At 61.3% G+C, this 14,000-nt stretch carries 12 protein-coding genes and 2 pseudogenes; 5 read left to right on the top strand and 9 right to left on the bottom strand.

The features are described from left to right. Positions 1 to 2: 2 nt before the first annotated feature. Complete coding sequence (locus ACZ1HK_RS06510) at positions 3 to 764, bottom strand: alpha/beta fold hydrolase (RefSeq protein WP_472628009.1); 762 nt, start codon at positions 762 to 764, stop codon at positions 3 to 5. Further along, positions 736 to 1,335, bottom strand: a complete 600-nt coding sequence (locus tag ACZ1HK_RS06505; RefSeq protein ID WP_472628008.1) for an amino acid synthesis family protein — start codon at positions 1,333 to 1,335, stop codon at positions 736 to 738. Before ACZ1HK_RS06505 ends, ACZ1HK_RS06510 begins: the two co-directional genes overlap by 29 nt. 90 nt (positions 1,336 to 1,425) lie before the next feature. On the opposite strand from ACZ1HK_RS06505, the gene ACZ1HK_RS06500 reads away from it, so the two are divergent. Beyond that, positions 1,426 to 2,280, top strand: coding sequence for a LysR family transcriptional regulator (locus ACZ1HK_RS06500; protein ID WP_472628007.1), 855 nt, complete (start codon positions 1,426 to 1,428; stop codon positions 2,278 to 2,280). A gap of 85 nt (positions 2,281 to 2,365) precedes the next feature. On the opposite strand, the gene ACZ1HK_RS06495 is transcribed toward ACZ1HK_RS06500, so the two are convergent. From ACZ1HK_RS06495 to ACZ1HK_RS06470, 6 genes and pseudogenes are all read right to left on the bottom strand, one after another. Then, positions 2,366 to 2,803 (bottom strand): zinc-binding dehydrogenase, encoded by a 438-nt coding sequence (locus ACZ1HK_RS06495; protein ID WP_472628006.1) that lies wholly within the window; start codon positions 2,801 to 2,803, stop codon positions 2,366 to 2,368. After that, on the bottom strand, positions 2,712 to 3,515 hold the full coding sequence (locus ACZ1HK_RS06490) for an alcohol dehydrogenase catalytic domain-containing protein (RefSeq protein WP_472628005.1): 804 nt from the start codon (positions 3,513 to 3,515) through the stop codon (positions 2,712 to 2,714). Before ACZ1HK_RS06490 ends, ACZ1HK_RS06495 begins: the two co-directional genes overlap by 92 nt. 18 nt (positions 3,516 to 3,533) lie before the next feature. Then, a complete protein-coding gene (locus ACZ1HK_RS06485) occupies positions 3,534 to 5,069 on the bottom strand; it encodes a sensor histidine kinase (protein ID WP_472628004.1) in 1,536 nt (511 codons plus the stop codon). Further along, complete coding sequence (locus tag ACZ1HK_RS06480; RefSeq protein WP_472628108.1) at positions 5,054 to 5,470, bottom strand: winged helix-turn-helix domain-containing protein; 417 nt, start codon at positions 5,468 to 5,470, stop codon at positions 5,054 to 5,056. Before ACZ1HK_RS06480 ends, ACZ1HK_RS06485 begins: the two co-directional genes overlap by 16 nt. Further along, a pseudogene (locus ACZ1HK_RS06475) lies at positions 5,462 to 5,742 on the bottom strand (response regulator); the annotation flags it as partial. The gene ACZ1HK_RS06480 and the pseudogene ACZ1HK_RS06475, both read right to left, overlap by 9 nt. A 13-nt stretch (positions 5,743 to 5,755) precedes the next feature. Continuing rightward, a complete protein-coding gene (locus tag ACZ1HK_RS06470) occupies positions 5,756 to 6,751 on the bottom strand; it encodes a DUF4153 domain-containing protein (RefSeq protein WP_472628107.1) in 996 nt (331 codons plus the stop codon). Positions 6,752 to 7,576: 825 nt separating this feature from the next. On the opposite strand from ACZ1HK_RS06470, the gene ACZ1HK_RS06465 reads away from it, so the two are divergent. Together ACZ1HK_RS06465 and ACZ1HK_RS06460 are read left to right on the top strand one after the other, a co-directional pair. Continuing rightward, positions 7,577 to 8,974 (top strand): selenium-binding protein SBP56-related protein, encoded by a 1,398-nt coding sequence (locus tag ACZ1HK_RS06465; RefSeq protein ID WP_472627963.1) that lies wholly within the window; start codon positions 7,577 to 7,579, stop codon positions 8,972 to 8,974. Between the two features lie 9 nt (positions 8,975 to 8,983). Continuing rightward, entirely contained in the window at positions 8,984 to 9,646 is a 663-nt protein-coding gene (locus ACZ1HK_RS06460; protein ID WP_472628003.1) for a hypothetical protein, read from the top strand. Here the strand turns inward: ACZ1HK_RS06460 and ACZ1HK_RS06455 are convergent. Beyond that, entirely contained in the window at positions 9,643 to 11,334 is a 1,692-nt protein-coding gene (locus ACZ1HK_RS06455; protein ID WP_472628002.1) for an ABC transporter ATP-binding protein, read from the bottom strand. The two genes, ACZ1HK_RS06460 and ACZ1HK_RS06455, sit on opposite strands and share 4 nt — an antisense overlap. Positions 11,335 to 11,705: 371 nt before the next feature. Between ACZ1HK_RS06455 and ACZ1HK_RS06450 the strand changes: the two are divergent. Together ACZ1HK_RS06450 and ACZ1HK_RS06445 are read left to right on the top strand one after the other, a co-directional pair. Then, a pseudogene (locus tag ACZ1HK_RS06450) lies at positions 11,706 to 12,805 on the top strand (ABC transporter ATP-binding protein). Positions 12,806 to 12,867: 62 nt separating this feature from the next. Further along, positions 12,868 to 13,983, top strand: a complete 1,116-nt coding sequence (locus ACZ1HK_RS06445) for an extracellular solute-binding protein (RefSeq protein ID WP_472627959.1) — start codon at positions 12,868 to 12,870, stop codon at positions 13,981 to 13,983. Positions 13,984 to 14,000: the final 17 nt, after the last annotated feature.

Raw genomic sequence — 14,000 nt, 5'->3', positions numbered from 1 at the left:
GGTCAGGTCCTTTCCATGAGGGATTTCAGGGCGTTGGTGGTGTCGTGCGCGTGGGTCATGGGCATCATGTGGGCAGCGTTGCGGATGATCTGCGCGCGGCCCTGCGGGGCGAGGGCGGCCATTGTGTGGGACATCTTCGGGGTCGAGTTGGGCTCGCGTTCGCCGGTCAGGAAGAGGGTGGGGTGGTGCAGCGTTCGCAGCGAGTTGCGGGACGGGCCGTTTGAGTGCGCGAAGAGGGTGTAGGCGTGTTTGTAGGCCTGCGGCTCGATCTTGGTGAGCCAGCTTTCGCAGGCGGTGCGTTCGGGGGAGGGGGTGTCGCTGAACCAGCGGGTGAGTGTTGGTGCGGGGTCGGTGGGACCGTTGAGGGCTGCGGCACGGGATTGGACGGCTTGCGCGGCCTCGGCTGTGCGTTCGAAGATGGCGTTCAGCGCGGCGACGGCTTGGATGCGGGTCGGCGCCTGACGGGCGAGTTCGAGTGCGATTATCGCGCCCATGGAATGGCCGATGGCGGTAATGGGGCCGTCGATGGCGCGCAGGATGTGGGCGGCGTGGGTCTCGATAGTGAAGTCCGCGAAGGGTGTTTCGCCATGGCCGGGCATGTCGATGGCGATGACGTTGTGGGTCGCGCTTAGGGCGTCGATCTGCGCATTCCACGCCTCGGACCGCAGGCCGACGCCGTGCAAAAGCACGACCTGTGGCCCGTCGCCCGCGCGGATGCAGGCGAGGCCGGAGAGGTCAGACCGCGGCCGGGTTGTCCACGTCATGGCCCAGATCCTTGAGGTCTTGGTAGCGGTCGCCGATGCGGTGGTGCGGGCGGCCAGAGAGGGCGGCGCCAAGGCAGACGACGATTTCGTCGTCGCGAGGGGCGTCGGGGATGGCGAATTGGATGGTCAGGTAGTGGGAGCGGCGGCCCGCGTCGTTCTTGTCCATCAGCGGCACCATGATCGGCGCATTTGCAGGCCCGCGCGTGTTGGTGAAGGCGAGGTAGGATTTCGCACCGACAGCTTCGCGGTAGAAATTGCCGAAGCGGAGCGTGTGGATGAGGCCGGAGGCATGCTCGATTTCGCCGTTGTGGCCAACGACGGCGGCTTTGCCGTAGGCTTCGATCTTGTCGCCGCCGCCCGCCAGCGCGATCATTCGATCAGTCAGCATCTCACCCAGGATGGGACCGTAGGCTTGGATTTCCGGTTTGAGATCATCGACATAGCGACCGGCCCAAGGGTTCGTCACAACGGCGGCAACGGCAAATAGCCGCCAGGGTTTGTCAGCCTGGCGAAAGCCTTCGATCAGAACCTCTTCGTCATAGGTCACGATCTTTCGAATTTCGGGGGTCATTGGGTGCTCCGGGCTTGGTTGGCAGAGCGTAGGAAGCCGTTGTTTCTTTGACAAACGAGGGAATTATGGCCTTTGGTATAAGTAAAGCTAATGCCGGAGTTGACCCTTGGCGAAATCCCTTCCCCTTTGACGTGGTTTCGGTCGTTCGAGGCCGCTGCACGGCACTTGAGTTTTACCGCAGCGGCAGAGGAAGTGGGGCTGACGCAATCGGCGGTGAGCCAACAGGTGAAAGCGTTGGAAACGCGCCTTCGCGTGCCGTTGTTCACACGGTTGCCGCGTGGATTGGCGCTGACGGATGATGGCAGGCGGCTCTTGCCGCAGGTCAGCGCGTCGCTGGATGGACTGGCGGCGGCGGCGGATCTGGTTGCGGGCGATCCGGGTGAGGATCTTTTAACGGTGGCGACGTCGGTCAGCGTGGCGCAATGGGTGATCGCACCGCATCTGGGGGCGTTCCAAGCGCTGTTCCCTGCGGTTCGCTTGCGCTTGTTGAGCGCGATCTGGGCCGATGATTTCCAGACCGCGCGGGCGGATGTCGAAATCCGCTTCGGGTCGGCGAAGCAGGCAGGAGAGGGTGCTGTGGCGTTGGGATCGAATCGATTGGTCCCGTTACAAGCGCCCGGATTTGAGGCCCCCTTGGCCGAGTCGGCGTTGATTGAGGCGGTTGGAACCTCAGCAGGTTGGCAAGCCTGGCAGGAGCAAGTTGGACAAGTGCGCAAACCCGTCCTGTTCACCGATACCTACGGCATGGCCCTGCAATTGGCCGCGCAAGGCCACGGGGTTGCTTTGGTCAGCGAGATGTTGGCGGGTCAGGCGCTGCAAACAGGGCAATTGGTCCGCGCATCCGATGGTGCAATAGTGGGCCAGGAAGCCTATTTCCTGTCGATCTCGTCGGAAAAAGCGACTGCTGTTGCGTTCGCCGAGTGGATTGCGGCGCTTGTGGAGTGATATTGTAAAAAAGTAAGTTTGGACCGAATTTCAGGTCTATCCGGCCTTCAAGGAAGAAAATAAGCCAAGGGTGGTTGTGGAGTGTTCACGGCACCACAACGATATTTCCCGTATGGGCCTTGTCGATGAAGGCTTGCTGTCCCGCTTGGAAATCCTCCAGCGGGTAGGTTGCCGCGAGCATGGGTTTGAGCGCGCCAGCTTCGATGTAACTTACCAGATTCTTGAAGGTCTGCGGCGGGTTCACGGTGGAGCCGAAAAAGCTGAGATCCATCAGATAGAGCGTGCGCACATCGAGGCTGACGATGGGCCCGGCAATGGCACCGGAGGTCACGTAGCGCCCGCCACGATCGAGCGCGTCGATCAGCGTTGGAAAGTAATCGCCTGCAACGATGTCCGCGACCACCGTGACGTTGTCGCGACCGATAGCGTCCTTAAGGGCGACCTTCAGATCTTCGGGTGCGCGGGGCAGGATCGCATCGGGGCCGCATTTGGCGACGTCTTCGTGCTTGGCGGGTGAGGCCAAAGCGACGACCGTTGCTCCGCGATGCTTGGCCAGCCTGGATCAGGGCGCCGCCGACCCCGCCGGACGCGCCGGTAACGAGGACCACATCGCCCGCACCGACGCTGGATTTATCCAACATTCCCTCTGCGGTGGCGTAAGAGCACGAAAAGGTGGCGAGTTCGGCATCTGACAGCGGGCTGTTCGCGGCGGCGACGTTGCGGTGGTCGATTACGGTGTATTCGGCATAGCCGCCATCGGCCTCGGACCCATAGTAGCCCGTTTTGTGCATGTTCAGGGGATCGTCCCAGTCGCGCAGCCAGTTGTCAGTGATGACACGCTTGCCGATCAGGCTTTGATCGGCGTTCGCGCCTGCGGCTACGACCAAACCGCAGACATCTGCCCCCTGAATACGCGGAAACGCGATGCCCGCGCCGCCCCATGTGTTGTCGGCGTCACCATCCAGCGTCTCGTAGGCGCCGCCGGTTGTGGCCTCGGTCACTGATTTCGAATACCAGCCCGCGCGCGTGTTCACGTCGGTGTTGTTCATGCCGCAGGCAAGCACTTTGATCAGCACTTGGTCCGGGCCGGGGGTGGGGACAGGCCACTCGGCCTCAAATTCCAACGCATCAAGGCCGCCATGTCGCTTAAGGACAACAGCGCGCATTGTTTTGGGAATGTCTGTCATTGGAAGCTCCACAATCAGGCCGCCAAGATGTGCAGGGGAACGGGCCATCCCGCAACCCTTGCATCGTCAGACCTGAAAATGGATGCGGAACGTCGTGCCGTCACCAGCGTCATCCAGTGTGATGTCGCCTCCGGCCTGCGCGAGCACGGAGCGGACAATCGACAGGCCCATCCCTGTGCCGCCATCGGTTCGGCGCGAGGTAAAGAACGGCTCAAAAATGCGATCGCGATTGCCGGGACTGATGCCCGAGCCGTTGTCGGACAAGGTGAACCCCTCTTCTTTTGCCGTCACCCGCACCTCGGTGGCGCCATGGCTTTCTGCGTTCTCAATGAGGTGGCGGAAGATGATCTCGAGCGCCTCACGTGAGAGCGGAACCTGCCGCGTTGGACCGATCAGACGCACGTTGAGGCGTGGGAAGCGGCTGATCATGCCGTCCAATGCGTCCGCCAGATCGCTGGACCCGTCCGAGGCGAGTTGACCGACGGCAGAATATTCCCGCATCCGGGCGAGGAGTTGCCCCATCCGCTCCGTATCACGCGCGATATTTTCAAGGAATTTCACCTGCCGTTCTGGGGGCATCTCGGTGTCTTGCATCAATTCCACCGCGCCCTTGATCGCGGTGAGCGGTGATTTCATCTCGTGGCTGACATGGGCGGTGTAGGTTTTCAGAGTGGTCTGTTGATCCTGCAACCTGTTGGCCATCGTGCCGAAGCTTTGCGCCAAGGTCTCAATCTCTCGCGTTCCGTAGTGATCGAGGGGCTCCCATCGCGCCTCGGACGCGCCGAACGTCTCGGTCCGGGCGGCCAGTGAGCGGATCGGGCGGGAGACGAAGCGCCAGAAGAGATAGCCGATCAGGCCGGTGGATAGCAGCACGAACATCGCGGCGCCGAAGAGGTTGAGGCGTTCGGTGTAGAGGAAGCGGAAGATATGGTTGGGCGTGCGGTTGAGGTAAACGACACCGATGATGTCATCGCCGATAGTGACTGGCATCGCCACGAAGATGCGGACACGGGTGCCTTGGCTGAAGCGGTAGATCAGCGGCTCTGCCGTTGGGCGGGTGCGCACACGGGGCACGGAGACCGTATCGCCATTCAACGCAAGCGCGACCTCTTGCACATGGCCCAGATAAACGCCGGTTTCCGCGGAGCCCGCGATCACGGTGCCGAAGCGGTCGAGGAAGCGATAACCTGCCAAGGTCTGCTCCTGCGCGCCGAGAGCGATCTCAGACAGGTAGGGCGAGATCCGGCGGTATGGCTCTGCGACCGTTTCCGTGGCGGGCAGTCCATCCGGGCGGGGTCCGAGGATCGTCTGCGGATTGACGGTGACGGAGGGAAAGAGCGGGCGGAACGGACGGCGACCGTCCGCGGGCAAAGGCTCGGGCGGCAGATCCGCGGCGGTGCGGTAGAGTTCTTCGTAGGTGGCCGTCAGGACGGCGGCCTGCATCAGCAGGCTTTCCTCGGTTTGTTGGACAAGTTGATTGGCGTAGAAGCGAAACAGGTTCAGGCCCGCAAATGGCAGGAACAGGACCAGCGCCAGCATGGCCAGGATCACCCCGCCCAATCCCGGGCGCCATTTTCTGCGCGCGCTCACGCGGGCAGGCATGGGCCCATCCGAAGGCCCACCCCATGCACCGTTTCGATGCTGTCTGCGCAGCCAGCCTCGGCCAGTTTGCGACGGATGTTGCGGATATGGCTGTCGATGGTGCGGTCGGAGACGTGGATGTTGTGGCCGTAGACCGCATCCACCAGCGCGTTGCGCTTTATGACCTTGTCGGGGTTGGCGAGCAGAGCTTCAAGCAGGTTGAACTCCGATTGCGTCAGCGCCACCTCAGCGCCTGCGAAGGTGCATTGGTGGCGGGCGGGGTCGAGGGTTAGCGCGCCGTGACTGAACGTTTCTGACGGGGCGGCTCGCCCGCCCGAGCGTTTCAGAATTGCCTTGATACGGGCCACAAGCTCGCGGGGCGAGAAGGGTTTGGTGACGTAATCGTCCCCGCCGATTTCCATGCCCAGGATGCGGTCAATCTCATCATCGCGGGCAGTCAGGAACAGGATCGGCACGTCCGAGGTTTTGCGCAGCCCTTGCAGACGTCGAAGCCGTCCATCTCGGGCAGGCCCACATCCAGGATCAGCAAGTCCGCCGCACCCGTCTGCGCCTTGGCCAGACCCGCCGCCCCATCGGCGGCAAAGTCGGCCTTGAAGCCCGCGGCCTCAACAGCAAAGCCGATGACATCGCGGATATTGGGATCGTCATCGACAATCAAAAGGTGTGCGGGCATGGGCTATGTCGTCTCACAAATCGTGGTGAGCGGTAAGATACGCTTCAAGCCGCCAGCGGCGAAAGCCCCATTCCTGCCAGCTGTCGATGTCGTCAAAGGCAATGGTTGGGCGGCCATGGACGCCACAAATCACATCGTCATAGATGGGCCCGTGTTCCCACATGGCCGGGATGACCTGCTCGCCAAGACCGCAGAGGTAGTGCAGGTCGAGGCGGCTGATGGGAATGTCTGCCGACAGGTTATGGTCAGCGATGATGTGGGTGAAGTTAACGAAACAGCAGATGTAGAGCGTGGCGAGCGCCGTGCCCGCGTTCCAGCGGATCAGCCAGCCCAAAGGGCGGGTCTGGGCGATCTGGATCAGGACCAGCACCAGGCCCACGCCGATCAGCGCCATCCAGATGAAGGCCGCGATGCGCAGATGCGTCAGGCTGTAGGCCTGCACATACAGTGCCAGTCGGAACGCGGCAGTGCAGACCAGCAACAGGGTTTGGCCGAGCCAGGCGTAGACCAGCCAGCGCATCCGCTTATCCTCGGCCACCATTTTGTGGGTCAGGGCCGCGAACAGGCCCGCAAGCAGCGCCGTCACCAGCAGAGGGTAAGCGCCTCGATGTGCATATTCGGCATAGCTCATGCCATCCGGCAGGGCGACGCCGCCCGTCAGGATCGTCAGGTCGGACAGGGATTGGATCGCGAAGATCGCATTGAACAGGATCAGGGACAGGCGCAGGGACGCAGAATTCAGATAGCCGGCAGAGAGGTCGCCCGCCGGGAATTTCAGGTCGAAGGCCGCGTCTCGGCGCAGTGCGGACGTGTTGAGGTAGGGCCATATCAGGCACGCCGCAGCGGCCCAGAAGATGATACGCACGATGGTGTCGCCGTTGATCGGGCCGAAATTGGCCGCGTTGGCCAGCGTCCGTTCGAACAGTGGATTTGCGACGGCGAATAGGGTCACAAAGACCAACGCTATGGTGACAGGAAGCAGGTAGGCGCGGGTGAGAGCCTGCCCAATTTGTGTCGGCCTTGCGATTGCGCGCAGAGCCGATCACACGAGCCGGCAGCAGGATCAAGCCGTCGGAGGAGGCGCGGATAAAGGGTGTCAGCGCCTCGGACCAGCGGATTTGCGCACCAAGGACCACCCATGCGAGCAGCACAGCAATACCACCCACACTGAAGGCGTAGGCCAGTGGCTGGCTGTGTTCGATAACAGGCAAATTGCATATGACGGCGAACGCCATGGCCATGGCCCATTCGCGGCGCGTGGCCTTGACCGGTTTGAATGCGACCATTGCGGCGGACAGGGCGATGCAGAAAAGGGCCATGGAAAGGCCCGGTGCCTGACCCCAGAAACTGACATCCGCCAGAACGATCAGGATCAGCAGAGCCAGTAAGGCAGCCTTGCCATCGGAGATGCGCGCGCCGAGTCCGGGCTGCGGCCGGGCATTGGTGTTGGATGGCGCATCAATCAGCCACCAGGCATCGTGTTTCAAGCGATCGGGAAGGCTCCCGGATTGTGAACTGTCCGCTCATTGGTTTTCTCCGCTGTTTCGCGTCTCAATGCAGACGTTCTGGCAGAGGGGATTGCGCAGGGTGCGTGGGGTCCGTGCAGGGGCCGGGGGCATTCAGTGCAGGAATTGTGCAGGCGGCTTTCCACCCCGGGTCGAAAAACGCTTTGCGGATCAGTGATTCTGAGGCAGCGTATCAATTGTCAGACATTTGACGGACGGTATGGCGCGTGGCCCGGATTGCCCCGGGACCGCATAGGAGGTGCTGTGCCTGAGCGACGCGAAAAGTCCCACCCAAGAGGACTGCACCTTACTGAAATGGGAGGACGAATATGAACCTGAGACCAGACCCGACATTCCACGCATCTGCGAAGCTGGCGATGGAAGCGCCGGTTGAGACCTACGGCTTCACCGTGATGCTGAGCCCCGATGGCAGCCAGCCCGATGGGATCGCCGTAGTGGACCTTGACCCAAAATCTGAAACCTATGGCCAGATCGTCCATCAGGTGATTGTGCCCAACAAGGGTGACGAGTTTCACCATTTTGGCTGGAACGCGTGTTCGTCATCGCTTTCGCCGCTGACGGGTCATGCCTTTCTTGAGCGTCGCTATCTGATCGTGCCCGGCATCCGGTCGAGCCGGATCTATGTGATTGACGTGAAGGAGCCGCTTGAGGCCAAGATCCACAAGATCATCGAACCGGAAGAGATTTTCGCCAAGACCGGCTATTCGCGCCCCCACACGATCCATTGCGGGCCCGAGGGCATTTACGTCTCCACCCTTGGTGGCGGTGGCGAAGATGGCACCGATGGACCGCCCGGCATCTTCATCATGGATTGCGAGACGTTCGATGTGATCGGCCGCTATGAGATGGACCGGGGCGAGCAGGACAAGCACTACGATTTCTGGTGGAACCTGCCGCAGGATTACATGGTGTCCTCCGAATGGGGTCTGCCGCCGCAATTCGAGGGCGGGATCGTGGCAGAGGACCTTTTGTCCAACAAATACGGCCACAAGATCCATTTCTGGGACCTTCGTGCGCGCAAGAATGTGCAGACGATTGATCTGGGCGAAAACCATCAGATGGCACTGGAAATCCGGCCTGCGCATGATCCGACCAAAAGCTACGGGTTCTGTGGGGTGGTGGTGGACACAACCAACCTGCAAGGTTCGATCTTCACCTGGTGGCGCGGCGAGGATGGCAAATGGCAGGCGAAGAAGACCATCACCATCGACCCGCGCCCAGAGGCGGCAGAGAACCTGCCACCGCTTTTGCAGGGGTTCGAGGCTGTACCGCCGTTGGTGACGGATATCGACCTGAGCCTGGATGACAAATACCTCTATGTGGCCTGCTGGGGCTTGGGCGAGATGCATCAGTACGATGTGTCGGACCCGATGAACCCGGTTCTTGTGGGCAAGGTTGAGGTGGGTGGCATCGCGCGTGGCACCGCGCACCCCAACGGCAAGCCGTTTGTCTATGGTCCCCAGATGGTCGAGGTTTCTCGCGACGGGAAGCGGGTCTACTGGACCAACTCGCTCTATTCGACATGGGATGATCAGTTCTACCCGGACGACGAGGGCGGCCAGATGGTCATGGCGCACAATGATGAGAATGGTTTCCGCCTGGCGGAGGACTTCTACATCGACTTCCCCGACGGCTACCGGTCGCATCAGATCCGCCTTGAGGGCGGGGATTGTTCGACTGACAGCTTCTGCTACCCGAACGTCTAAGCGGGCCTTATGGAAGACCTTTCAGTGGCGGCCCTTTGGTGGGCCGTCGTCGCCTCGGGCCTATATCACGGGTTGAACCCCGGGATGGGATGGCCCCTGGCGGTTTCAGCCGCGTTGATGGAGCGGAAAGCCTCAGCCCTTCCGAAGGCGCTGGGGCTGTTGGCGTTTGGGCATTTCCTGTCGATGCTAGCGATCCTGCTGCCCTTTTCGTTGATGATCGTGCTGGTCGAATACGAGACCCAGATCCGGATCGGCGCAGGCGTCATCGTGATCGCAATGGGGGTGTACCTGCTGATCAACCGCCGTCATCCGCGTATGCTGGCGCGCGTGCATCCGGCCCGGCTGGCCTTATGGTCGTTTCTGGCGGCCTTGGCCCATGGGGCGGGGCTGATGTTGGTGCCGATTTATCTAGGGATTTGCGCGATTGCGGCCGATGACACCGGGCATCTTGCGGCAGAGGCGTTGATGCGCAGCGATCTGGGGATCGCGGTTGCCGTGGCAGGCTTGCACACGCTGGCGATGACATTTGCTGGCGCGGTTATCGCGGTTTTCATTTACCTGTGGCTGGGGCTGAAGTTCCTGTCGAAGACTTGGTTCAACCTTGATCTTTTGTGGGCGCTGAGCCTTGTGATAGTCGGCGCCTTCGGGATTTGGTCAGCCGTCACGCATTAATCATCAGTGCCGGTGATCTGCATCGCGTGCAGGCGAGCATAGGCGCCATTTTGGCTGAGCAGTTCGTCATGTGTGCCTTCTTCGACAACGCGCCCTTGATCCATGACGATGATCTTGTCGGCATTGCGGATGGTGGATAGGCGGTGCGCGATCACCAAGGTGGTGCGGCCCTCTGCCAAGCGATCCAATGCTGCGCCGACCAGCTTTTCCGACTTGGCATCAAGGGCGGATGTCGGCTCATCCAGCAGCAGGATAGGGGCGCTTTTGAGCATCGCGCGCGCAATGGCGACGCGCTGACGCTGTCCGCCGGACAGACCAGAGCCACGGGGACCAACCAGCGTATTGAGGCCATTGGGCAAGTTCTGGGCAAACTCCATAACCTCGGCGGCTTGCGCGGCCTGCTCAACCTCCGCTTCTGTTGCGTCCAGTGCGCCCATGCGGATGTTGGCGGCGATGCTTTCATCGAACAGGGCCGTTTCCTGGCCTACGACAGCGATCGTGTCGCGTAGGCTGGCGGTTTCGGCTTGGATGATTGGCGTGCCGCCGATGGCAATCGTGCCTTCAGAGGCATCCAGCAACCGTGTCAGGGCCGCAAACACGGTGGTCTTGCCCGCGCCGGACGCGCCCACAAGCGCCGTCGTTTGCCCGGCCTTCGCGGTGAAGGTCAGGCCGCGCAAGACCGGCGCATCGCCATACGCGAAGTGGACATTATCGAAGGTCACATCGCCTGCCGACAATGGTTTCGCGTTCTTACCATCCGTGATGGTCGGCTTCGTCTCAAGCACATCATAGATCCGCTCCAGCGAGGCGCCGGCTGTCTGAACCTGGCCTGCAATACTGGACAAGCGGCGCAGCGGCTCGAACAGCAGCCCCAAGGCAGTGAAAAAGGACATGAACTGGCCGAGGGTTTTTTCGCCGTCGATGATGTCCTGTCCGCCGACATAAAGCACCACAACAAAGCCAAGTGCTGCGATGATGTCGATCATCGCAGGGTTGGAGGCCACGCCGATCTGGGCGCGGATCGACGGGCGCAGATAGGCCGCGATCTCGTCCTTGAAACGGGCGCGTTCATGCTGCTCAAGCCGGTTCAGCTTGATGGTTTGAATGCCGTGAAAGATCTCATCCAGGCGGGTTGAGAGGCCCGCCGCAGCCGCACGCGCCGCGATTGCTGTGCGCTTGATAAATGCCTGAACAGCCAACAGTGGAAGGATGAGAGCAGGGACACCCAACAAGGCGAACAGCGTCCAACGCCAATCGGTGTAGAGCATGACTGTCAGCAGAGAGACGAGCGTGATCGCGTCGCGCCCCAAGGACATGAGGGCAGCCGATGATACCGATTGAAGCGCGCTCGTGTCGCCGCGGGTGCGTTCGATCAGGGCACCCGGCGGGTTCGTCTGAAAGAAGGCCATGTCCAGGGTCAGGAGATGGTCCAAAATGCGGCGTTGAAGGCCTGCCACAACGCGCAGCCCGACGCCTACCACGAGTATTCGTTGGAAAAAGCCAGCCGTTGCGCGCAACAGAAACAGGGCGCCGACCATCAAAGCGACCCATGTCACACCCTCCATCGACCCAGAGGTGAAAAGCGTGTCGAAGAGCGGTTGGACAAGCCAGGCAAAGGCCCCGATGGCTGCGCCTTCAAGGCTCATGAGTATGACGGCCAGCAAGAGCACGGGCCAGTAGCGGCGCACATGCTCTGTCCACAAGCGACGCCAAAGTGCGGCGCCCGAAGGATTGCTGTGGGAAGCGGTCGTCACGCGATGTCCAAGATGTTGGGGAAAAGCGGCAAAAAGGCCATCCTCGCGGGTCATAACATGCCTTGCGCAAGGGTTACGCCCTTTGCCCGACCCGCACAAGACACGGGCAGATCGCCCGATTGCGCCGCTTTTTGATTGTGAATGGCCGCATTTCCCGTTTGTCAGAAGGAAATTCAGGTTTGAAGATAGGGTTGGCGAAGGCTTTGGTTGAAACTGCGGGTCATCCGCGCTTAGTCTTCGCCCTGATAAGCGCAGGCACGGGGTAAACCCGGAGACACTGCAGCAAGACAACAGGGGAGTGGGGTTTGACCTCAGACCAGACGGAAGCGTTCGTCGCCTTCGACCGCGTGCAAAAAAGCTATGACGGCGAAGTGCTCGTCGTTAAAGACCTCAATCTTCACATCGGGCGGGGCGAGTTCCTGACGATGCTTGGGCCCTCGGGCTCGGGCAAGACCACCTGCCTGATGATGCTGGCCGGGTTCGAGACCGCCACGCACGGCGAAATCACCCTCGACGGCAAACCGATCAACAACATTCCGCCGCACAAGCGCGGCATCGGCATGGTGTTCCAGAATTATGCGCTTTTCCCGCATATGACAGTGGGCGAGAATCTGTCTTTCCCGCTGGAAGTGCGCGGGATGGGCAAGTCGGACCGGGAGGGCAAGATCAAGCGCGCGCTCGACATGGTCCAGATGGGTGATTTCATCAATCGCCGCCCGGCGCAGCTTTCTGGTGGCCAGCAGCAGCGGATCGCGTTGGCGCGCGCGCTGGTGTTCGAGCCTGAAGCCTGGTTCTGATGGACGAACCGCTTGGTGCGCTCGACAAACAGCTGCGCGAAACCTTGCAGTTCGAGATCACCAACCTCGCCCATGAGTTGGGGATCACGACCGTTTACGTGACCCACGACCAGACCGAGGCGTTGACCATGTCGGATCGCGTGGCCGTCTTCGACGATGGCCGCATCCAGCAGCTTGCGGCGCCGGACACACTTTATGAGGAGCCGCAGAACAGCTTCGTCGCCCAATTCATTGGCGAGAACAACACGTTGCAGGGCATGGTCAGCAAGATGGCAGGCGACATGTGCGAAGTGACGTTGGAAGATGGCTCCGTCATTGACGCGGTTCCGGTCAATGTCAGCGCGGTCGGCGAGAAAACCCAAGTGTCGATCCGGCCCGAGCGGGTCGAAATGGATCGCTCGCGTCTGGCGGATGACGCCCATACGCTGAAGGCTGAGGTCAAAGAATTCGTCTATATGGGCGACATCTACCGCACGCGCCTGAGCGTTGCGGGAACCGAAGACTTCATCATCAAGACACGAAATGCCCCCGATCAGCGCAGGCTGAAACCGGGGGAGAGCATCGAGATCGGCTGGCGTCCGCAGGATTGCCGGGCACTGGATGCATAACGGCCCGTAAAGGGCCGAAAAACCACGGGAAAAACCAAAGTCCAACCAAGGAGAGACTAACCATGAAACTCAAGAGCCTTATGCTCCTGACTACCGGCGCGGCCTTTGCTGCGACGGGTGCAATGGCCGATGGTCACATGGCCGGTTCCATGACGCTTGTGTCGTGGGGCGGTGCCTACCAGACCAGCCAGACGCGCGCCTATTCCGACCCTTATGCTGCGATGCATGAGGGCCTGGAAGTGATCTGGGACGAAAGCTCGGCCGAAGCCGTGGCGCGCCTGCGTGCCATGAATGAGGCCGGCAACATCACCTGGGACCTCGTCGACGTTGTGGCCGCTGATGCCATGCGTCTGTGCGACGAAGGTCTGGCGATGGAAATCGACCATGACGAAGTGCTGGCACCGGCCCCCGATGGCACGCCTGCCTCGGAAGACTTCGGCGAGTTCATCGTGTCCGACTGCTTCATCCCGCAGATCGTGTATTCGACCACTTTCGGCTACCGCAACGATATCGCAGAGTGGAACGGCGCCGAGCCTGACAGTGTCTGCGCGATCTTCGACACCGAAAACTTCCCCGGCCAGCGTTCGCTGGAGCGTCGCCCGATTGCGAACCTGGAATGGGCGCTGATCTGTGACGGTGTGGCGATCGAAGACGTCTACGACACGCTGGAGACCGAAGAAGGTCTTGAGCGCGCGTTCGCGATGCTCGACACCATCAAGGACCAGACTGTTTGGTGGTCCGCCGGTGCTGACACGCCACAGCTTCTGGCCGATGGCGAGGTTGCAATCGGTTCGACCTACAATGGTCGTCTGTTCAGCCTGATCGAAGAGCAGGGCCAGCCGGTCAACATGCTCTGGGATTGGCAGATGTTCGACCTGGACGGCTGGATCATTCCTGCTGGCCTGCCGGAAGATCGTCTCGCCCGTACGCTCGACTTCGTGCGCTTCGCCACGGACACGCAGCGCCTGGCCGATCAGGCGCTCTACATCTCGTATGGCCCGACCCGTGCGTCGTCCGCGCCGCTGGTGGGTGACCATGCCGACCTCGGCATCCCGATGGCGCCCCACATGCCGACCGATCCGGCAAACGCTCAGAACACGTTCCTGTTCAACTACGAGTGGTGGGCGGACTACCGCGATGACATGGACGCACGCTTCCAGGCGTGGCTGGCCCAGTAAATCTACCTTTGTCAGGG

This window comes from Gymnodinialimonas sp. JB5-7, from assembly GCF_055693405.1.
Note: the sequence above shows the minus strand (reverse complement) of the source record. Positions and strands in the feature narration are given on the sequence as shown.